The 19,598-nt window shown below is 69.7% G+C and carries 19 protein-coding genes; 10 read left to right on the plus strand and 9 right to left on the minus strand.

The features are described 5' to 3' along the window. Window positions 1–13 precede the first annotated feature (13 nt). The 5 genes from HS104_38835 to HS104_38855 all read left to right on the plus strand — a co-directional run bounded on the left by HS104_38835 (window position 14) and on the right by HS104_38855 (window position 4,077). Entirely contained in the window at window positions 14–1,681 is a 1,668-nt protein-coding gene (locus tag HS104_38835) for a hypothetical protein (GenBank protein ID MBE7485917.1), read from the plus strand. Window positions 1,682–1,701: 20 nt separating this feature from the next. Beyond that, window positions 1,702–2,037 carry a hypothetical protein gene (locus HS104_38840; protein MBE7485918.1) on the plus strand — a complete coding sequence of 112 codons (336 nt, stop codon included), beginning with the start codon at window positions 1,702–1,704 and terminating at the stop codon, window positions 2,035–2,037. After that, complete coding sequence (locus tag HS104_38845; GenBank protein MBE7485919.1) at window positions 2,034–2,795, plus strand: hypothetical protein; 762 nt, start codon at window positions 2,034–2,036, stop codon at window positions 2,793–2,795. The genes HS104_38840 and HS104_38845 overlap by 4 nt, the downstream gene beginning before the upstream one ends. Before the next feature lie 7 nt (window positions 2,796–2,802). Next, window positions 2,803–3,357, plus strand: coding sequence for a hypothetical protein (locus HS104_38850; GenBank protein MBE7485920.1), 555 nt, complete (start codon window positions 2,803–2,805; stop codon window positions 3,355–3,357). A gap of 117 nt (window positions 3,358–3,474) precedes the next feature. Next, complete coding sequence (locus tag HS104_38855) at window positions 3,475–4,077, plus strand: hypothetical protein (GenBank protein MBE7485921.1); 603 nt, start codon at window positions 3,475–3,477, stop codon at window positions 4,075–4,077. Here the strand turns inward: HS104_38855 and HS104_38860 are convergent, their stop codons facing one another. After that, entirely contained in the window at window positions 4,078–5,295 is a 1,218-nt protein-coding gene (locus tag HS104_38860) for an ATP-grasp domain-containing protein (protein ID MBE7485922.1), read from the minus strand. Between the two features lie 23 nt (window positions 5,296–5,318). Here HS104_38860 and HS104_38865 point away from each other — a divergent pair, with 23 nt between their 5' ends. Then, window positions 5,319–6,533 carry an ATP-grasp domain-containing protein gene (locus tag HS104_38865; GenBank protein MBE7485923.1) on the plus strand — a complete coding sequence of 405 codons (1,215 nt, stop codon included), beginning with the start codon at window positions 5,319–5,321 and terminating at the stop codon, window positions 6,531–6,533. A 403-nt stretch (window positions 6,534–6,936) separates the two neighbouring features. Here HS104_38865 and HS104_38870 read toward each other — a convergent pair whose 3' ends face one another. Next, window positions 6,937–7,743, minus strand: a complete 807-nt coding sequence (locus tag HS104_38870; GenBank protein ID MBE7485924.1) for a fibro-slime domain-containing protein — start codon at window positions 7,741–7,743, stop codon at window positions 6,937–6,939. 103 nt (window positions 7,744–7,846) lie between these two features. Here HS104_38870 and HS104_38875 point away from each other — a divergent pair, with 103 nt between their 5' ends. Further along, window positions 7,847–9,556, plus strand: coding sequence for a hypothetical protein (locus tag HS104_38875; protein MBE7485925.1), 1,710 nt, complete (start codon window positions 7,847–7,849; stop codon window positions 9,554–9,556). An 81-nt stretch (window positions 9,557–9,637) separates the two neighbouring features. Here HS104_38875 and HS104_38880 read toward each other — a convergent pair whose 3' ends face one another. The 5 genes from HS104_38880 to HS104_38900 form a co-directional block, all read right to left on the minus strand. Beyond that, on the minus strand, window positions 9,638–10,735 hold the full coding sequence (locus HS104_38880; GenBank protein ID MBE7485926.1) for an HNH endonuclease: 1,098 nt from the start codon (window positions 10,733–10,735) through the stop codon (window positions 9,638–9,640). 2 nt (window positions 10,736–10,737) lie between these two features. Then, entirely contained in the window at window positions 10,738–11,106 is a 369-nt protein-coding gene (locus HS104_38885; GenBank protein MBE7485927.1) for an HIT family protein, read from the minus strand. A gap of 23 nt (window positions 11,107–11,129) precedes the next feature. After that, window positions 11,130–14,219: a DUF3427 domain-containing protein gene (locus HS104_38890; protein ID MBE7485928.1), complete on the minus strand. Its 3,090-nt coding sequence runs from the start codon at window positions 14,217–14,219 to the stop codon at window positions 11,130–11,132. A gap of 438 nt (window positions 14,220–14,657) precedes the next feature. Next, window positions 14,658–15,044, minus strand: a complete 387-nt coding sequence (locus tag HS104_38895) for a hypothetical protein (GenBank protein MBE7485929.1) — start codon at window positions 15,042–15,044, stop codon at window positions 14,658–14,660. Between the two features lie 8 nt (window positions 15,045–15,052). Beyond that, the gene (locus HS104_38900; GenBank protein MBE7485930.1) at window positions 15,053–15,307 is read right to left on the minus strand and encodes a hypothetical protein; all 255 of its coding nucleotides are present in this window, start codon (window positions 15,305–15,307) and stop codon (window positions 15,053–15,055) included. A 71-nt stretch (window positions 15,308–15,378) separates the two neighbouring features. Between HS104_38900 and HS104_38905 the strand changes: the two genes are divergently transcribed. After that, window positions 15,379–15,525 (plus strand): helix-turn-helix domain-containing protein, encoded by a 147-nt coding sequence (locus HS104_38905; protein ID MBE7485931.1) that lies wholly within the window; start codon window positions 15,379–15,381, stop codon window positions 15,523–15,525. 139 nt (window positions 15,526–15,664) lie between these two features. Here HS104_38905 and HS104_38910 read toward each other — a convergent pair whose 3' ends face one another. Together HS104_38910 and HS104_38915 are read right to left on the minus strand one after the other, a co-directional pair. Next, window positions 15,665–15,916, minus strand: coding sequence for an addiction module protein (locus HS104_38910; protein ID MBE7485932.1), 252 nt, complete (start codon window positions 15,914–15,916; stop codon window positions 15,665–15,667). Between the two features lie 334 nt (window positions 15,917–16,250). After that, window positions 16,251–16,451 (minus strand): hypothetical protein, encoded by a 201-nt coding sequence (locus HS104_38915; protein ID MBE7485933.1) that lies wholly within the window; start codon window positions 16,449–16,451, stop codon window positions 16,251–16,253. Between the two features lie 321 nt (window positions 16,452–16,772). On the opposite strand from HS104_38915, the gene HS104_38920 reads away from it, so the two are divergent. Both HS104_38920 and HS104_38925 read left to right on the plus strand, forming a co-directional pair. Continuing rightward, complete coding sequence (locus HS104_38920; GenBank protein MBE7485934.1) at window positions 16,773–18,404, plus strand: hypothetical protein; 1,632 nt, start codon at window positions 16,773–16,775, stop codon at window positions 18,402–18,404. Window positions 18,405–18,553: 149 nt separating this feature from the next. Beyond that, window positions 18,554–19,591: an SUMF1/EgtB/PvdO family nonheme iron enzyme gene (locus HS104_38925; protein ID MBE7485935.1), complete on the plus strand. Its 1,038-nt coding sequence runs from the start codon at window positions 18,554–18,556 to the stop codon at window positions 19,589–19,591. Window positions 19,592–19,598 lie beyond the last annotated feature (7 nt).

Genomic DNA, 19,598 nt, shown 5'->3' on the forward strand with positions numbered 1-19,598 from the left:
AGACTGGGGGTGCATGTCGCGGCGCATCGGGGCGGTGGTGGCCATCGTGGTCGTGCTGGTGGCGATCGGCATCGGCGCCTTCGTCTTCATGGGCAAGCGCGCAGCGCGCGCCGCCAGCGTCGCCGCCGCGTCGCTTTCCCACTGCCTGCTCGGCGGCCCGCTCGCTGCCGGCGAAGATCCGGAGCTCCGCTTGCACCGCATCGCGCTCGGTGGTCCGCCCGCGGACTGGCCCAAGCGCTGCGAGCGCTACGCGACGGAGCTCGCCGACGCGCTCGACCGCGCCGGCAGGAAGAGCGACGCCGCCGACGTTCGCTCGCGCTGGAGCAACGGCTTCGAGCTCACGCGCATCGAGCTCGAGCCGGAGTCGTTCGTCATCCCCGCGCTCGACCCGAGCGTGGAGCCCGCGCCCGACGTGCCTGCCGCGCCGCCGCCCGCGAGCGCGCCCGACGATGGCGCGGCGCTCCTCGCGGAGAAGACCGCGCTCGCGGGCTCGACTAGCGATCCGGTGCCGGGAGCCGGGCTCAACGTGGTCTTGGGCAAGAGCCGCCTCTGCCGCTTCGCCAAGGACCTGGACACCGCCAGCTGCGCGCCGCTCGGGAAGAACGCGCCGACCGGAGCGCAGGGCTTCTTGCTCTGGCCGCCGGGGGAGGTCGGCGGCTCGGTCTGGGTCACCGACCACCTGCTCCCGGACAACCGCGTGCAGCGCTTCTTCCGCGCCGACACCGGCACGCTGTTCGACGCGCGTAAGCCCGATCGCGCCGTGTACGCCCACGCCTACGGCGAAGATCGCTTCGTCACCCTCGGCCCGTCGGACGAGCCCGCGGGAGGCTGGAAGCTCATGTCGTGGACCGGTGCCAAGCACGGCGAGCCGAAGGAGCTCGATCTCTCGTTCAAGCGCCTCGGCCTGTTCTCCGACCGTTTGCTCTGGATCGCGCGCGCCGACGACGATCTCGATCACCTGATGTCGGCGACGCTGACTCCGGAGCCCCTCGCGCTGGGCAAGCCGGTCGATCACGGCGCGCTCGAGGTCACGCCGGACGCCATCGAGGGCTGCCGCACCAAGGACTCGCTGGCGGTGGTGCTCTCTCGCGGCTCGGATGCGCGGGTCATGTTCTTCGCGGCCGAGGGCGTCTCCCCCCAGCACCGAGCCAAGCTCCGCGCGGACGCCCAGGCCGGCGCCCGGGTGCTCGCCTGCGGCAGCGACGACGTCACGCTGACCCGCGTCGTGTCCGTGGCGCGACGGCGCACGGACCGCGACGCGACTGGCTACTTGGTGCAGCACGCGCGCTGCACCAAGGCGGGTTGCGATGCCACGGAGGTCGAGCTGGACGCGATGCTCGGCAGCGCAACCGACGTGCTGCGCCCGACGGGCACGCGCACCGGCGACGTGGTGGCCGCGGGTCTGGGCGGCAAGCTGCTGGTGGTCTGGCGCTCCGCCACCCGCGGCGTGCGCGCGCGCCTGGCCGAGCCTCAGGCGCTCACGAGCGCGCCCGACATCCTTCTCTTCGACGACGGGGTCACCGCTGGTCGCCGGGTGGTCGCCGGCAGCGTCTTCGCCATGAGCCTATTTCCCCGGTACGAGGCCGCCGCGCTGCTCTTGGAGCTGACGGCCGAGCGCGGCGTCGTCGGCCTGCGCGTCGGCGCCGACGGAAAAGTGCAGGTCATCGCGCCGAAGGGCTGATATTTTCCGAGCTTGACCAGGTGACCGGGTCGAACACATTCGAGTGGCTGTGCGCCGAGCTGGAGGTGCGCACCGCTCTGTCGAAGCTCGAGGCTCGCGGTACGGTGCGCCTGGTGCTCAAGGACGTCGGTCTCGACCCGGCCACCGTCAGCCCGCACCAGATGCACGTCGTGCTCTTGCGCCTGCTGGCCCCCGCGCTCGCGAAGCGAAAGGTGGAGGACGCAGACGCCCTCTGCAAGGCGCTGGCCGAGGAGGTCGAGGCCATCGGCCAGCACCACACCGAGCCCGACGAGGACACGGCCTACGCCGTGTTCGATCGGCTCGAGTCCGACACCACGCGGAGGGGGCGCAAGTGAGCCTGCTCAGCGTCGGTGGCGTCGTGCTCTTCATGCTCACCTCTCTGGTGATCGGCAGCCGCGTCCTCGCGCTCTGGTGGCGGCGCAAGAACCTGCCGGAGCTGCTCCTGGCCATCGCCCTCCTGTGCGTCGGCTTCATCGCCTACGCCGTGGGCACCGCGGGCAAGCTCCTGGTCGAGGGCACGCAGGAACAGCGGCAGGTCTTCACCTTGGTCGGCCTGAGCATCGAGTGCGTCGGTCACGGCGCCTTGGTCGCCTTCTCGTGGCGGGTGTTTCATCCGCGCGACACCTGGGCCGGCGCCCTGGCGGGCACCCTCGCGGCGCTCATCGGCGTGGCGCTCTCGGGCGAGGTGCTCTCCGGCGAATACCTGCGCTACTCCGACATGCGCCCCATTTCCGGGCCCTGGTTGCTCTTCGGCCTGGCCGCGCGGGGCGCGGCGCCCACCTGGATGGCCTTCGAGTGCTTCCGCTTTCACCACAAGCTCAGGCTGCGGGCGAAGATCGGCCTGGCGGAGCCGCTGGTGGTGAACCGCGTGCTGCTCTGGGGCATCGCCATCGGCTGCTCGGCGCTCGGTTTCGGCATGAGCATCGTGCACCGCCTGGTCTACGGCACGGGCTTGCGTGCACACGTTTGGGCGCTGACTACGGTGTCGGCGCTGGCCACGGTGTCGGCCCTCTGCCTGGGCCTGGCCTTCTTCCCGCCCAAGGCGTACCGTCGCTGGTTGGAGGAGCGCCCGGGCCCCGCGCCGCGGGCGTGAGGAGAACATGCCGCGCTCGCTCGTCGCTGCCCTGTTCGTCGCCGCCGCGTGCTCGCCCGCGCCCGAGCCAAAGGCTTCGTCGGCAGAGCCGGCGCCGAAAGCGAAGCCCGAGCCGGCGGCGAGCAGCACGCCCAGCGAGCCGGACGACCCCGAGACGGCCGACGCGTCCGCTCCCGACGCCGAGGCAGCCGCGGAGCCCGTCTACAAAGAGCCCCCGCCGGTGGTCGTGCGGCGTCACCACGTCTTCACGAAGCTCGAGGCGCGCGCCGGCAAGCGCGTCACGCTGACCTCGCTCTTGACCACCGCCAGCGACGACCACCCGGATCTCGAGGTCGGCACCGAGGCGACGTTGCAGCACAAGCCCAAGGGCAAGACGGAGTGGGCGGATCTCGGTCAGGTGAGGGTCGTCTCGCTGAAGACCAAGACCGGGCGCTTCGGCACCGGCGAGCAGGCCATCGCGGTCGAGCTCCAGAGCGAGGTGGCAGGCAGTCCGAAGGGCGCCTACGTCCGCGGCGCTCAGCTCCGGCTCCAGGTGGATCGTCCCGAGCAGCCAGCAAAGTAGCCGGATCTCCTGGACTTGCGCCGACGGGTCGTATTTGGTTGACGATGTAGGATAACAGGAGCAAAGGTGCGCTGGTGTCGTGCTGAGTACCACTCAGACCTACCCAGGGAGCTCCCCATGCTGAAGCGTACCGCCTTCGCTCTGATCCTGCCGTCGATCGTGCTTGGGGGCTGCGCGAGCCACGATCCCGGTGACGGCTCCGAGCCCGGGACGGCGAACGAAGATCGCAAGCCGCTCGGCAAGGCCGACTCGAGCGGGTCCTGCGAGGCGGACGGGCAGAGCTACTGCGGCGGGAAGTCCGCCGGGAGCTGCTGGTGTGACGAGGGCTGCGCGAAGTACGGCGACTGCTGCGCCGACGTCGGGAGCGCCTGCGCGCTGTCGAGCGGACCGAGCATCAGCTTCGCCTCGGACTGGTCCGAGACGGTGAACGGCGAGCTGACCAAAGGCGCCGAGGTGACCATCGCGTACGATCCGGAGCGGCTGACCAAGTGTCGCGGCACCCAGGGCGGCTACCAGCAGTGGGCCATCACCGCGCAGTATCGCGTGGACGGCGGACCCATCGAGAACGTGGTGGTGGCGGGCAACGGCGCTTCAGCCGAGCCGCGCATCACGCTGTCTCACCGCGGCGACCTGGAGCTCTGGTTCCAGAACACGAACCGCTGGGGCTGCGTCGCCTACGACTCGAATTTGGGCGCAAACTACCACTTCGACGTCAACTGATCACTCTGCCCAGAGCGTGACCTCCGTGGCCGCGGCCGCGGCCATCCGGTAGGTCGTGTCCCAGTCTGGGTGGCGCAGCATGATGTGCCCGTCCGAGATCAGCGTGTGCTTCCAGTTCCGGCGCGGCGTGCCGGGCCGGAGCAGGCGCTCCTCGACCACGTGCTCGCCGTACTTGCGCATGAACTCCACCAGGCCCTCGATTCGGGTGATCCGGCCGCGCCCCTTGGCTCGCTTGAAGATGATCGCGGCGTTGTACTTGCGCTGCGTGGGCGCCTCGAACTTGCCCCAGCACACCGCCCGGGCCCACTCCCGGAACAGATCGATGTCGCAGGTGTAGTTCATTTGATCGACCAGGCAGGCTCCGCCCGGGCGGCAGCCGATCTCGCCGAAGACCACCTCGCCGTCGGGCTTACGGAACCACTCCATGTGCGTGAAACCGTCGCCCATGCCCAGCGCGCCCAGCACCTGCTTCCCCAGCGCCACGCCGGCGGCGAGCTTCGGCTGATCCATTTCGCGCACCGTGATGATGACCGGGCTCACCCACTCCTCGCTGCGCGCGATGAGCGGCGGCGGCAGGTATTGCGCCACGTTCATGAACACTGGCTTGCCGCCGATGCACACCGTGTCGAAAGTGAACTCCTCGCCGGTGATGAACTCCTCGCAGCTCGCGACTTGGACGTGCTGCATCAGGCCCAGCGCGCTCTCGAGCTCGGCGTCGCTCGTGACCTTGTAGGTGTCCGCGCTGCCGGCGCCGGAGATCGGCTTCAAGATCAGCGGGTAGCCGATGCGCTCCGCGGCGGCGCGCACCTCGCTCACGGTGCGCACGCGCTCGGAGTGTGGGGTCCGGAGCCCGGCGCGCCGCACGCGCTCCTTCATCAGCTGCTTGTCGCGAAACCCCTCGACCGTGTCCACGCTCATTCCCGGCAGGCCGAAGCGCTCGCGCAGCTTCGCCGCCGTGAGCACCATGACCTCCCAGTTGGCCAGCACGCGATCGACCTCTCGGCCGCGCATCCAAGACGTCACCCGCGCCACCACGTCGTCGTCGTCCAGGATGCGCGGCACCTCCAGGTAGTCCGTCAGGTGACGCTTCAACGAGGCGGGCAGGGCCGAGCGCGGCGTGTCGCCGACGCCGTAGACCTCCGCGCCGACCTCGGCGAGCCCCCGCGTGTACTGCTGCATCTCGGGCGGGTACGCGGGAGCGAGGAAGACGACCTTCATGGGGGGATGGTACAAGGCAATCCATGCGAAATGTGGCGTTCGTCGCGCCGTTTCCCCTGGAGACCACCCTGCGCTTCGCCCGCGCCGCGGCGCGCCTCGAAGGCGTGCGGCTGCTCGGCATCGGCCAGGAGCTGCCGTCCGGCAAGGACGGCGCATTGTTTGCGGACAAGGTCCAGGTCGCCGATGGGCTCGACACGCGCCAGCTCGTCGAGGCCGCGCGCCTGCTCGAGCGCCGCCACGGCAAGCTGCACCGCGTGCTCGGCATCCTGGAGCCGCTCCAGGTGCAGCTCGGCGAGGTGCGCCGCGCCCTGGGTATCCCCGGCACCGATCCGGAGACCGCCGACCTGTTCCGCGACAAGGCGCGCATGAAGGACGAGCTCCGCCGTCACGGCCTGCCCTGCGCGCGTCACGCGCTGATCCAGAGCTGGGCCGACGCCGAGGCGTTCGTCGCCGAGGTCGGCTTGCCCGTCGTGCTCAAGCCCCCGGCGGGTATGGGCTGCAAGGCCACCTGGCGCGTGCGCACGGCCGACGAGCTGCGCGCCGCGCTCGCTGCCATCCACGCTTCGCCCGAGCGCCCCGCGCTGGCGGAGGAGCTGCTCAGCGGTCGCGAGCACAGCTACGAGACCATCACCGTCGGCGGGCGGGTGCGCTTCGAGTCGATCTCCCGCTACTACCCAACGCCCCTCGAGGTGATGGAGACGCCCTGGATCCAGTGGGTGGTGGTGCTGCCGCGGGTGATCGACGGCCCCGAGCTCGCCGACGCCCGCGCGCTCGGCGTGCGCGCCATCGAGGCGCTGGGCCTCGACACCGGTTTCACGCACATGGAGTGGTTCCGCAAGGCCGACGGCTCGCTGGCCATCGGCGAGATCGCCGCGCGCCCCCCCGGCGCGCACATCGTGCTGGCCAACAGCTACGCCCACGACGCGGACATGTACCGCGCCTGGGCCCGGGCGGTGGTGGACGACGCCTTCGACGGCCCCTACGACCGCCGCTACGCCGTCGGCATCGCCTACCTGCGCGGCGTCGGCCGCGGCCGAGTGGTGCGGGTCACCGGCGTCGATCGCGCCAACGCCGCCGTCGGCAAGCTGGTGGTCGAGAGCCGCCTGCCGAGCCCGGGCACCCCACGCTCCGACAGCTACGAGGGCGACGGCTACGTCATCGTCCGCGACCCCGACACGGAGGTGGTGAAGGCAGCGATGAAGACGGTGATCGAGACCATCCAGGTGCAGTACGCCTGATGCCGTGCGCGCGCCCGCGCGCGCCGAGCGTCCGGGTACAGCGTGCGGTTGCCGGGGTTGCGGCTGAACCTCGGCGTGCGGTTGGGCCCGCAGCCCGGGCGTGCGGGGGGCCCGGCGCGAGCGAAGTGTGCGGTTGAGCGTGCGGTTCGGCGTGCGGTTGAGCGTGCGGTTGAGCGTGCGGTTGAGCGTGCGGTTGAGCGTGCGGTTGGGCGTGCGGTTGAGCGTGCGGTTGAGCGTGCGGTTGGGCGTGCGGTTGAGCGTGCGGTTGAGCGTGCGGTTGAGCGTGCGGTTGAGCGTGCGGTTCGGCGCGCGGGGGACCCCTCTCATGGGTCTAGGAGAGGACCTCGCTGGTGCCGCGTCGAAGACGGCCGGGCCGTGGGCGCCGCGGCCCAGCTCACGCGCATCACTCACACAGATCGAACTCGTCGATGCTGGTCTCGAGCCGGAAGCTCGACCCCGACGTGTGTCGCTCCGCGAAGAACAGGTGGAACGAGTACACCTGCCCGACCACGATGCCGAGCTCGGCGGCCTTCGCGTCCAGTGACACGGTCTGGCTCGTGGTGCCGTGCACGCCGCCCAGGTCGATGGCGAGCCGGCGGTTGATGAACACCCAGAGGTCGTCGTCGCCGGTGAAGGTGAACAGCTCGCCGCCCAGGTAGCGGAACTGACTCTTCACCTCGAAGGTGAAGTGGAAATTGTGCGGGTTGCCCTCGTTGCCGAAGAGCTGCCCGTCGATGGGGAAGAACGTGCCGTCGGCGTAGGAGAGCTCTTTGCCCGACTGAGTCAGGGCCAGGGTGAGGCTCGTCGAGAGGTTCACCCCCGGCACGTCGCGGTACCATTGATCGAACGCAGCCTTCCCGTGGGTCGTTTGTGTGAGCCCGGCGTACACCGGCTTGTCGTCGGCTCCGAGCAGCGGCTCCACGATGCCCGGATCGTCACCGAGGGCACTCTCCATGTCCGGGTGCGTCGAGCGGAAGTCGCGCACCACTCCCGTGAGCACGGGCGCCTTCGGTCGCGGCGCGGTGCAGCCCTGCCAGTAGCCGTTCACGCACACCTCGACGCCCTGCCCGCACACCGAGAAGCACGCGCGCTCCGCCCCGGCGTCGCCACACGGGTCGAGGCTCGTGGCGGTGAGCCCGGTCCTGGAGCCACACCCGAGCCCCGGGATCAGTAGCAGCAGAGCAACACCTCGGTGGTGTATCGACGACACTCGCGGGCCTCGGACCATCATGCGCGTGGCCCTTGCAGGAGTCGAGCCAGGCGGCGTCGCGACGGCCCTCGCGCGCCCGCAGCGTTCGTGGGAGGTTCGGTCCGTGCCCTCCCGTCAGATCCACTCCGCCTTCCTGCTGGTGGCTGCGCTCGCCCTCGCGGGCTGCGGCGATGGGGAGGAGGCGCCGCCGGAGCAGGCCTTCGGTTGCAGGACGCTGGGTGCCAAGACGGTGGCTTGCGGCAGCCAGGGCTACGCCTGGCGGGGTCTCGCGCCGGGTCCCGCGGAGCCGCTCTTCGACGCCGAGCTCGAGGCGCACGCCACGCGGCTCGAGCGGCAGTTCCACGGCCTGAACGCCCACGGCACGCAGGTGACGGCAGATTTGACGATAGCGACCACACGAACCGAGGAGCGAGAGCTGATCGCGGACTTCGTGGCGAGCGACTCCTGGGACTTCGAGGCCTTCGCCGGCCGCTCGGTGCCCAGCGTGATCGACGGCTTCGGCAAGACCGCTGGGATGTACGCGGGCGCGGGCATCGCGGCGGACGCCTTCCGCTACGCCACGCTGCGGGACCAAGGAGCGGACTGTGCCGAGGTCGAGCAGGCGCGGAAGTTCCTGGAAGCGGATCTGGACGTGCTGCACCTGGTAACCGCCATCACGGGCATCCCCGGCGGCGTGGCCCGGGGCTTCGCGCAGAAGGACCTGCCGGGGGCGGGTCAGGAGCCGACCACGCCGCTCTTCGACGCGAGCGGCGCGCCGCTGCCCGCCGAGAAGAACAACGGCACCTGGCGCGACGACAACTCCGGCGGCTCGTACCCGAACGTCATCTGGGAGGACTCCTGTAGTCGGGACATGTTCTCCGGTTGGGTGCTCGGCTACGCGTCGGCCTGGGAGGCCATCGCGAACGATCCGGCTTTCGCGGAGGAGAAGAAGCAGCGCCTCCAGGCCGACGCGCGGGCCATCGGGCACTCGCTGATGCAGGTGGGCGCCGAAGGCTACGACTTGGAGATCAAGGATCCCGACGGGCGCCGCACCTACCACGGGATCCTGAACGAGAGCTCCATCGACCGCGCCTACCTGGATGGCGTCCAGAATGGCTTCAACGGCATGCTGGCGCTCGGCATCGTGGCGGCGCTCGCCTACGTCTCCGAAGACCCGGCGCTGAACGCCTACCTGAAGAAGTCCCTGATCGCCGAGCGCGGGCTGCACCTCATGGCCCGGGACAGCATGATCGGCGTCGATCTCGGGGTGAAGTCGAACTACTCGTCCTACAACATGGCGTTCCTCGGCGGCTGGCTCGCCGTCCGCTACCTGTGCGACGAAGCGGCGCGCTCCGTGGCCCGCGAGGCCGTACAGGTCGCCCTGTACGACCGCCCCGGCCAGACGCGCCAGCCGCTCGAGCAGAAGCAGAGCTACTTCGACCTCACCTACGTGGCGGCCCGCTCGGGCAGCAGCGCCTTCGCGCCGCCGAGCGCAGACGTCGACGAGCCCGCCCTCGCCCGCGCGCTCGAGACCCTCTCGGAGTTCGAGCCACCGCCCTACTACGCTCCGGTGCGCCTCAACTGCGACGCCGCCGAGATCGCGTCGGGACAGTGCGTGGCCGAAGACGGCACGGCGCTCGAGCTCCTGGGCTACGTGGGTCGCGGGGACGAGCTGGTCGCCGCCGCGCCGCTGCCCATGCGGACCCGCCCGTCGAGCAACTACCACTGGCGCAGCAACCCCTACGCCGTGGACTCACCCTCGGACGGCTCGGCGCTGCTCTCCGGAGCGGACTTCCGAGTGGCGTACTGGATGGCGCGCTTCATGCGGCGTTGAGGCTTCACGGCCCGAGGCGCCGGCCTCGAGAGTGGCAGCCGTGTGCGAGAGAACATGTCGGTCGCGCCGACGCCCGTCCGCTCAGGCGAGGGCCTCCGGCAAGGCCGCCAGGGCGGAGCTCAGCTGCCCGCGATCGAGCAGCACGAACTGCTTTTCGAGGTGCCAGAGGCGCACGTCGTCGGGCAGGCGACGGTAGACGCCGCGCACCACGCTGGCCGTGCGCTGCGGGTCGTGGGGCCAGCGGGCGAGGGCAGCGATCTCGGCCAGCCCGCCTGCGTGGCGCCCAGCGCGCTCGACCCAAGCCGCCACGTGGCCCGCGTCCGCCAAAAAGTCGCTCTTGTGGCGGTTGCAAGCGTCGTGCGCCACGACCAGGTTCGCGATGCCGTCGTCGGGATGTCGCGCCCAGGGCAGGAAGTGATCGACCTGGGGTTGGGCTCGGATCGTGCCGGCGCAATAGAAGCACCTCCCGTCTTGCAGCTCGAGCAGCGGCGAGCAGACGGGACGGAGCGCGGTCCGGTCGACGCCGAACAGAAACTTCTCGAGCGCTGACTCCGGCAAGTGATTGAGGTGAGTGACGTGTGTGATCCAGTGACGGTGAACCAGCGGGCGAAGCACGCCCGCCAGATCGACGAGACTCCGCGACGCGCCCGGGCGGAACAAGATGCGGTTGTCGAACTCGCTCGAGTTGAAGGCCCGCCGCTTGATCTGGTCGTCCCACGCGAGCTCGTAGATGAACGGGTCGAGCTCACGCCCCACGCGCTGGAGCTTCGGCAGCGGCATCTCGACCAGCTTCCACTCCACGTCCCGCACCAGCTCCTCGAACCGGTCCGGGTCGTGGAGCCGGGCCCGGAAGAGCGTGGCGCTCGGATCGGGAGCGTGCCGCTCGCGGAAGCGGGTGATGAGCGTCAGGATCTCCGCCTGGCCACCGCGATTCTGGAGCGGGATGCGGTCCCCCAGCGGCTCGAACTTCTGGGTCTGGTGCCAGTACAGCTCGACGACCTTCTGCGCCAGCTGCGCCGTGGTCAGCATGGACGGCGGCGACCCGTCGCGTTCGCTCTTCTCGAAGCACAGGTCCATCAGCCCGAGCAGCACGGCGTATTTGTAGGTGGCGGTGAACCCGCCCTGGTCGAGCAGGACGATGACCTTCTCCGCGAAGCGAATGACGTCCGGCGTCGCCACCCTCAGTACCTTTGCTTGTCGGGGATGACGCCTCGCACGCCGCCCCGAGGATCCGCCATGTCCCCGCGGAACCGCGGGATCACGTGGACGTGCAGGTGCATCACGGTCTGTCCGGCTGCCTCGCCGGCGTTGAAGCCGACGTTGTACCCGTCGGGTCGAAGCTCGCGGTCCAGGTCGCGCTTGACCACCTCGACCGCTCGCCAGATTTCGGCCTGCTCCTCCGCGGAAGCATCGAAGTACGTGACCGCGTGCCGGCGCGGGATGATCAGCGTGTGCCCGTTGCTGACCGGGAAGCGATCGCGGAAGGCGACGACCCGCTCCGACTCGTAGACGAGCGGAGTACCGGCGAGGGAGCAGAAGGGGCAGGGCACCGCGGGCGAGTCTCGCAAAGCGCTCACCCCGACGCCAGCGTCGCGAAGCGCTCGAAGAGGCCCGCGGGCAGGGGATGCTCGAGACGCCAGGTGATCGCGATGGGACGGTCACCCGCGTGCTCCACGTAGGACACGGGGCCGACGAAGGCGTAGGGCGCCTTCGGATCCGTGCGCACGAAGAGGTAGAAAGACCAGCCGTTGTCGGGGCTCTCCAAGTAGCGGCGCCCGGACTCCGCCGAGACGCTGGCGATGCCCTGAGTTTCCCAGTGGAAGAGCTCGCGGCTGATGGCGTAGTCGCGGTAGCGCGTGGTCGGGCTGAAGTCGCGACCGGACTTGTCGAGCGTCACGAAGAGCAGCTCGCGGCGCTCTTCGGGCAGCTTCAAGATGCCACCCTGTGGCGTGCGGCCTTTCTCCCCCGGGCTCACGTACCCGACGGCGGCGAGGATTTCGCGCCGGCGGTAGTGACGGTGGAGCGCCAAGGTCCAAGCGGGAACGGGGAAGACGTCGTTCGCGGTGGGGACGCGATCGGAGAGCACCTCGGCGAGCTGGACGAGCTCGTCGCGCACCGCCGCGCTCCGCGTGATGTACTCCGTCAGCGCTTCCGCGGTGCGCAACACGCCGCGGTGGTGGAGCTGGAACTCGGTCATGAGCAGGCGGCGCCGGTCCGCGGACGTCAGCGGGTCGTTCGCGCCGTGGGTCAACGCCTGGGTCAGCGAGCGAAGTCGCGTGGGCTCGTCGATGTGGACGAGCCAGCCTAGTCGACGGCTCAGGTCTTCCACTTGGTCGTCGCGCTCGGCGCTGAGCCCCGCGAGGCGACACAGCGTCGCGAAGCCGCCGGCCTCGTACACCTCTTCGATCTCGCGCCCCGTCGCTTCGAGCAGCTCGCCGAGGGTCGGCTTCCGCTTCCACTCCGCGGCGAGCTCGGCCAGGTCGCGGGCCAGGTGCTTCGCGCCACTCGCGGCGGCGACCAGGTCCAGCACCTGTTCGCGCGCCACGCGATCGAGCTGGAGCACGCATCCGCTTGGCAGGTACGGAAACCCTTCGGCCACGGCTCGCCGAATCGCCGCGCGGGGCAAGCCCGCCAAGCTCGCCAAGAGCGCGTCGTAACGGAACTCGGCGCGATGGCGCCCGACGAAGTCGAGCACCAGACAGCTCTCCTTGCCGCTGTGATGGCGGAGGCCGCGGCCGAGCTGCTGGAGGAAAAGCGGCACGCTGGCGGTCGGGCGCAAGAGCAGCAGCGTGTCCGCGAAGGGCAGATCCACGCCCTCGTTGTAGAGATCGCACGTGCAGAGCACGTTGACCTCCCGCTCCCGGAGCCGTCGTGGCGCGTCGTCGCGCACTTCGTCGGAGCTCTTTCCGTGCACGGCCAGGGCCGGGAGCCCGCGCGCTGTCAGGCGCTGGGCCACGAACTCGGCGTGCTCGATCGAGACGCAGAACGCGAGCGCGCGAACGCGGCGGACGTCGGACACTCGCTTGTCGAGCTGCGACAAGATTAGGTCGAGACGCGCCTCGTTGCCGGTGTAGAGCTTTGACAGCGCCGCCAAGTCGTAGCCCGACCGGCTCCAGCGCAGGTGGCGCAAGTCGGTGTTGTCGGACACGCCGTAGTACTCGAACGGCACGAGCAGCTGGCGGTCGAGCGCTTGGCGCAGTCGGAGCTCCGCCGCGACGTGCCCGTCGAAGTCCGGCAAGAGGCTCTTGCCGTCCATGCGCTCGGGCGTGGCTGTCAGCCCGAGCAAGATCTCCGGCCTGAGCGCCGGCACGAGCGCCTGGTACGAGTCGGCGGGCGTGTGATGGCACTCGTCCACCACGACGTAGCGGAAGTGGTCGGCACCGAAGCGCCCGAGCAGGTCTCGCGACACCGCGCTCTGCACCGAAGCGAACACGTGCTCCCAGCGCGACGGCTCGTGGCCGTCAACGAACAGCTCGCCGAACGCCCCGTCTTTGAGCGCGTTCCGGAACGTCGCGCGCGCCTGCTCGAGCAGCTCGCGCCGGTGGGCCAGCACCAAGAGGCGGGGCGCGACGCCCAGCCGCTCCGCCTGCCGGCGGTAGTCGAAGGCGGCGATCACGGTCTTGCCCGTGCCAGTCGCCGCGACGAGCAAGTTGCGCCAGCGCGAGTGGAGGCGCCGCTCGGCCTCGAGCCGGTCCAAGATCTCCTCCTGGAACGGCAGCGCGCGCAGGTCGAAGAGCACGCGCGTGGCCTCGTCGTCGCTGACGCGCTCCCGCCCGAGCGCCTCGCGCAACCGCCGCCGGTGCCCCTCGTCCGCCGGGTCGAAGTTCTCGAGCTCGGAGTCGTTCCAGAGGCTCTCGAACGTGCCCGCGAACTTGTCCACGACGTGGCCGAGATCGGCGGCGCAGACCTTCACCATCCACTCTTGTCCGCTGCCGAGCGCGGTGGCGGTCAGGTTCGCCGAGCCGATGTACGCGGTATGGAGCCCCGTCGCTCGTCGGAACAGCCAGGCCTTCGCGTGCAGCCGCGTCCGCCGCGTGTCGAACGAGATCTTCACTTTGGCGCCCGGCAGCCGAGCGAGCCACTCCACGGCTTCGACCTCGGTCGTGCCGCTGAACACGCTGGTCAGGAGCCGGAGCCGCCCACCTCGGCGCGCGAGCTCCTCGAGCGGATCCCGCACCGCCCTGACGCCGCCGACCGTCACGAAGGCGATGAGCGCGTCGACCTCGTCCGACGACGCGATCTCGCGCGCCAACTCTCGCCCCAAGCTCGGCTCCGCCGGCCCGCGCGTGAGCAGCGTGCTCGAGGCCAGCGGCGTGCTCGGCCGAGCCGGCCGGGCGGTCCGGTACAACCCGATCAGCTGTCGGCCCGGCGGCTGCACCGTGTCCTCGGCGCTCGAACGCGCGAGCGCAGGCACGAGCTCGAGCAGCCGGCTCAGCACCGCATTCGCAACCTCGACCTGCCGCGCCGGGCGCTCGTCCGCCGGGATGGCACCGAGCGCGCGCTCCACCTCTCGCCCCACGTGCCGGGCCAGCGCCACGTGAGCGTCGGCCCGGTCGAGCTCACGGAGGTCGCGCGAGATCGCCGGCTCGAGCCCGTCCAGGCTCTCCTCCAGCGCCCGAGTCACCACGTGCTCGTAGAGACCCTCCGGAAGCGCGCGCGGCACGAGAACACGATACTCGGCGACGATTGCCGAGTCAGCTGCCCATCCAGCGCTGGCGGTCGCGCGGCGAGTCGCCCAGCGAGCCGAGCCGCGCTAGCCGCGCGGATGACGCCCGCTCCGGGCTTGCTGAGCTCGCTCGAGAGTGACCTCGCCGACCTTCGAGCCGTGGTCGAGGATGACCCGCAGCGACGCATCGACTTGCTGGAGCCCGCCGGTCTCTAGGCGCACGCCGCGGCGAGGAACGAGGCAGCGCGGGACAGAGAATGTCACACGTCACAGGTTGGCAGCGCGGGCCCTGCGACCGTTCGTGACGCACGAGCGGCTCGGACCCGATGCCGTCGGTGCCAACGAGGAGGGCGTTCGACAGCTCCCGACACGCGGCGCTCGGGGAGCGCGGTGGTCCGAGGGGGGACCAATGCGGCAGCCATGGTTCGTGCTGGACTAGGCCCTCTCGACGATCACGCCGTGGGAGTGAGCTGCGAGCGCACGAAGGTCTCTGACGTCGGACGTCAGGACGACCCCGTCTGGCTCGGCCGACGCGACGACGAGCGCGTCGACCGCCGAGCCTCGGCGCGCGGCGAAGCGCAACGCAGCCGCCCGACGCGCGAGGACCTCGGAGACGCGCTCCTCGACGTTGCACGTCCGGAGCAGGCGGTTCACGTTGGCGTCGCGACCGGAGTGGCCGGTCAGGCATTCGATGAGCACTGGGCCTGGCACGAGCGGAGGCCAAAGCTCCTCGCGACGGAGAGCCGCCAGCAGGGCGCTCGTCCGTTGTGAGCGCTCGGCCAGGCGGCTCAGGCCGCCCGAATCCAAGACGAAGATCGGCATGGCAGGCGTCAGCTCGCGCGCCGCGCCGTGCGACGAGGACGGGTCATCCGGTGGACGATCGCGTCGGCGCGCGCCTTGTCTGCGCGGGCCGGCTTGCCGACCTCCTGCTCCAGCTCTCCGAGGTACTCGTCGAGCAGAGCGATCTGCTGCCGCCGACGTAGCTCGGAGCGCACGGCCTCCTGGAGGAGCTCGGACGGCGAGAGGCCGGTGCGTTTGACCTCGCGATGAAGGTCGTCGGGCAGGTAGACCTGAATGCGCGGCATACGCCTATTGTACACACACGCGTCACGCCTCGCCATGGCCTGTTCTCACTGTCGAAGAGGTCGCCGACCTCATGCGCGTAGACCGCGAGACCGCCTACGCCGCGATCGCCGACGGGGGCGTCCCGGGCGTTCGGCGACTGGGGCGATGCATTCGCGTTTCGCCCGACGTGTTCGTTCGCTGGCTCGAGGAAGGCGACACGAAGGCGCGGGCCCGATGAGCGTCCGGCGTAGGAAGTGGGTCGATCGTCAAGGCGTCTCGCACGAGGCATGGGCGATTGACGTTCAGGTCGTTCGTCGCCCAGCCCCTCGCGTCGTTCGTCGTACCAGGCTGCCGCGTCGTCGAGCTCGTCCTCGGCTTCAGCGAGGAGAACGAGCTTCACGGCGGGCTTTCAGGCGAGCGGTGATGCGTTCTCGCGCATCTTCCCAGTCCACGAGCCTCGCGCTTCCGTCGGCGACGGCCTGAGCGCGACGATCGAGCTCGGCGACCCAAGCCGCGGCGGCGTCGGGGTCGGCCTCCTCGTGTAGGCTCTCGAGCAGAACCCGAGCCAGATCGGCCCGAGCATCCGCCGGCAGGGCCAGGGCTTCAGCGCGCAGTTTGTCCGCGTTCACGGGAGTCATCATAGCGCCAAACATGGTCTTGGCACGACGTCTGGGTCCGCCCAGACCCGGATCCCCGGCACGGCGGTTGGCCAAGGGGGCAGCGCAACATGGAGCCGGTCGATGCGCTGATCACGCATCAACCAAGCTCCCTGTCCGGTGGAGGCGCCGGGAATCGAACCCGGGTCCGGGGGATCATGGGGAGGCGGTCGTGATGCTAGTTCAGCATCAACTCGGCTCGATTCGCGTTTGGCTGGACCCGTTTGGTTCCACGGAGATCCCGGAAATGGCGCGAGGTCGCGGGACATGGGCGTGACATGACTTCGGCGTTCGTTGTCGGCGCAATTCAGGTCTTGCCCGCCTGGGGGAACTCGCTGGACGCCGCGATGTCTGCCTGCCCATGACTGATGTTCCAGCGCAGCCCCGATTTGTACTTCGCAGAGTGGTGAGGGGAGAAACCGTCCCTGCAGTCGGCGAGGAGGTCAACCTGAACCACCTGCCTGCCGTGGGCGATGAATTCGAGGAGCTGCGTCTTGCCCGGGACCAAGCTGCCCTCGTTCAGGACGACGAGCCGGACGGGAACACCATCGTTGTTTGCGACGCGACGACGGGGCGCCGAGTCGGGTAGTGCGCGGTCGAGCTTTCCCCCCCCAGGCAGGACGGCTTCCTGGCTGCGGCCAGCCCTCCAGGCAAGCCGTACGGGAGCGCGGCCTTGGAGTGGTGTCGACCAGTCATGTTCCGGGGCTGAGCTTTTCGCCTCGGCAGGAACTGCGCGGGGCAGGGTGCCCGGCCCGCGTGCCCACGGCCTGACCAAGGTCAACGCACAGTAGGGCGACCCGCGGTAGGATGCCGAGCTCAGGGAGGAGTCATGGCGAGACAGATTCTCACGGCCGCAGCGGTTGCCGTGGGCGGCGCGCGCGCGGCGGCTCTTGCCTTCGCCACCCTGGCGCTTGCGTGTGGGGGTGTGGCACCCGCGTCGGACTTGGCCAAGCCGCCGGAGTACAAGCCTGCTGGGGAGGCGAAGTGCAAGGTCACGAAGAGCCAGGGCAAGCCACTCGTCGTGGAGTGGCCGTCCGGCGACCGGGCTGAGCTCGAGGCGCGCACACGGGATGGCGTTGTGGTGGTTCGATATTCAGGCTGCGAGTTGCGGATCCTCCCGGAGTGTTCGGCAAAGGGCGCGTACGCGTACATGCCGGTCACGCCCAAGTCGGACCTCGTGACCATTCGCGACGAAGACGAGCTGTACGCGAACATCCCGGTTGGCGCGGCGGGCTTGGAGGGCACGCTCAAGAAGACCGGCCAGCTCAACGTGTCCACCACGACCGTTGGGCGTTACGTGGCGTATCCTTCTGCTGCCTACCGCGACGAACTCCGGGGTGCTTGCGCTGGGGCCACCCACATCATCTCCGGATTCACCGTGGGTGCATTCGAGTTCTTCGCTGGCGCCGACGCTTCGGTGGCTGGCGGCGCCTCGGTTCTCGGTGCCGGTGTGGGTGCGTCGAGCAAGGCTCAGAGGAGCACCCTCTCGTCAGATGGCGACGCCCGGGCGTGTCGCGGTGCTCCCTCGGGTCCCAACGCTCCACCCACGGACTGTGGGGCACTCATCCGACTGGAAACCGCTGAAATCCTCACGCCCGGCCAGACGCGGGCGACTCACAGCAGCAAGTCGCGCATCGGGACCTGGGTGGCTGCGGGGAAGATGTGCAATGGGATTGGAGTGCAGACCCAGGGGCTGCGGCAAACCCTGGTCGTGAGCGAAACCGAGATCACCGCGACCATGAGCACCAAAGACTGCACTGTGACCAACGCGCACGTCCCCATCCGGGGCGACGACGCGCTGGTGGGGGCTGGGAAGATCAGCTGTGCGCCGCACCCGTGCACGATCTCGTACAAGGTCAGCGCTAACGACGGGTCGTCCTTCGATTTCAGCAAGGTCTGCCCGGACGAGTTGCCGATCGTGATGCCGGTCATGCTCGGTGGTGGGGGAGACCTGCTCTTCCTAACCACGGGAGACGCGAAGATCGCCTGCCTCGAGACTTTCGTTCGGCAGGGCGCGGCCCCCGAGATCCCTGCCACGGCTGGTTCGGAAGACGACGCCCCCGCCAGACGAGAACCGAAGGCGGCGCCCCGGGAACGGCGGGCGCCCGCGATTCCGCGGAGCGCAGGCCAATCGCATGCGGCGAGCTACGTGCTTGGTGGCATCGGAGTCACAGGATTGACGGTGGGTCTCTTGACGGGCGGGATGGCGCTCGGCAAGAAGAATACAGTGGACAGCGAATGCGACGCGGCCAGCCGTACCTGCACGCCGGAGGGCCTCGACGCAGCGAAGTCGGGGCGAACCTTGAGCACCGTTAGCAACGTGAGTTTCGGGGTTGGGATCATCGCGTTGGGCGCCGCGATCTACTTGATGCTCGATTCTGATGAGGCTCCCAACGCGGCGGTCCTGCGCGGTCCTGGACCGCAGGGGCCCGCTGCCGTGTTCAACGGGGTCCGGTGGTGACCAGGGTCCGAAGCGAACTTTTCGGTGTCGCGTCCGCGGCTCTTTGGATCGCAGCGTGTGCCGATATCCTCGGCGCCGACTTTGGAGATTATGGGCCTGCGACCTCCGGTGGCGGCATTGGCGGGGCTGACGCATCCAGTGGCGGTGGCGTGGGCGGCATCGGAGGCGCGGGCGGCGCATCCGGCGCGAGTGGCGGGACCAATCCTGGCGGCGGCAGCGGCGGGGCAGGAGGGAGTGGGGGTGGCGGCGGGACGAGCCTCGGCGGCAGTGGTGGCGCGATCGGCGGCACCGGCGGCGCGATCGGCGGCAGTGGTGGCGCGACCGGCGGCACCGGCGGCGCGACCGGCGGCACCGGCGGCGCGACCGGCGGCAGTGGTGGCGCGACCGGCGGCACCGGCGGTGCTGATGCCAGCGACGGCGCCGGCGACGTGAACACTGACAGTGGAACGGACGTGAGCACGGACGCACCTGACGCGACGGTCGGTTGCCCCACGCTGCCCGGGCCAGTGCTGCGGCAGGTTCCCGCTCCCGGTGGGGGTTCCTATTGTATCGACAGCACCGAGGTCTCGAAGACGCATTATGCCGCCTTTCTCGCGACGAACCCGACCACGGCAAACCAACCGGCGCACTGCGCGTGGAACGTGTCGTTGCTTCCGACGAAGGAATGGCCGGCTGCGACGGGCACCGGCGACCGCCCTGCGGTTTGGCTGGACTGGTGCGATGCGCGTGCTTACTGCGCGGCCGTCGGGAAACGATTGTGCGGCAAGATCGGTGGGGGGAGCACGGACTTCGGCTCGTGGAACGTTGCCGCGCATAGCCAGTGGTTCAATGCGTGTTCGTCAGCTGCGACAGTCGGCTCCCCGCTCGCGTATCCGTACGGGAATAGCTACCTTCCGACTGCGTGCAACGGCAACGACAACGGCGCATCGTTCGACATGCTCGATGTGGGCAGCCAACCGGGTTGCCAGTCGGCCCAGAGCGGGTTCTCCGGCGTGTTCGATCTCAGTGGCAACGCATTCGAATGGGAGGACGCTTGCAGTGGTGCCAACGGGCCGGCAGACAAGTGTCGACTCCGGGGCGGCGGCACGAACGAGAGCGCCTTGGGGTTGCGCTGCGACTACGACCTCGGGATCTTTGCTCGAGACTTCACAAACGACTTGGTTGGGTTTCGATGCTGCTACCCGTGAAGGGAGC

The organism is Polyangiaceae bacterium (genome assembly GCA_015075635.1).
Taxonomy (GTDB): domain Bacteria; phylum Myxococcota_A; class Polyangia; order Polyangiales; family Polyangiaceae; genus JADJKB01.

What these genes read in the sequence shown, in the direction of transcription:
- HS104_38905 (MBE7485931.1), top strand. Translation starts at nt 15,379, where the DNA reads ATGCGCGTAGACCGCGAGACCGCCTACGCCGCGATCGCCGACGGGGGC.
- HS104_38920 (MBE7485934.1), top strand. Translation starts at nt 16,773, where the DNA reads ATGGCGAGACAGATTCTCACGGCCGCAGCGGTTGCCGTGGGCGGCGCG.
- HS104_38895 (MBE7485929.1), bottom strand. Translation starts at nt 15,044, where the DNA reads ATGCCGATCTTCGTCTTGGATTCGGGCGGCCTGAGCCGCCTGGCCGAG.
- HS104_38865 (MBE7485923.1), top strand. Translation starts at nt 5,319, where the DNA reads ATGCGAAATGTGGCGTTCGTCGCGCCGTTTCCCCTGGAGACCACCCTG.
- HS104_38860 (MBE7485922.1), bottom strand. Translation starts at nt 5,295, where the DNA reads ATGAAGGTCGTCTTCCTCGCTCCCGCGTACCCGCCCGAGATGCAGCAG.
- HS104_38900 (MBE7485930.1), bottom strand. Translation starts at nt 15,307, where the DNA reads ATGCCGCGCATTCAGGTCTACCTGCCCGACGACCTTCATCGCGAGGTC.
- HS104_38835 (MBE7485917.1), top strand. Translation starts at nt 14, where the DNA reads ATGTCGCGGCGCATCGGGGCGGTGGTGGCCATCGTGGTCGTGCTGGTG.
- HS104_38850 (MBE7485920.1), top strand. Translation starts at nt 2,803, where the DNA reads ATGCCGCGCTCGCTCGTCGCTGCCCTGTTCGTCGCCGCCGCGTGCTCG.
- HS104_38855 (MBE7485921.1), top strand. Translation starts at nt 3,475, where the DNA reads ATGCTGAAGCGTACCGCCTTCGCTCTGATCCTGCCGTCGATCGTGCTT.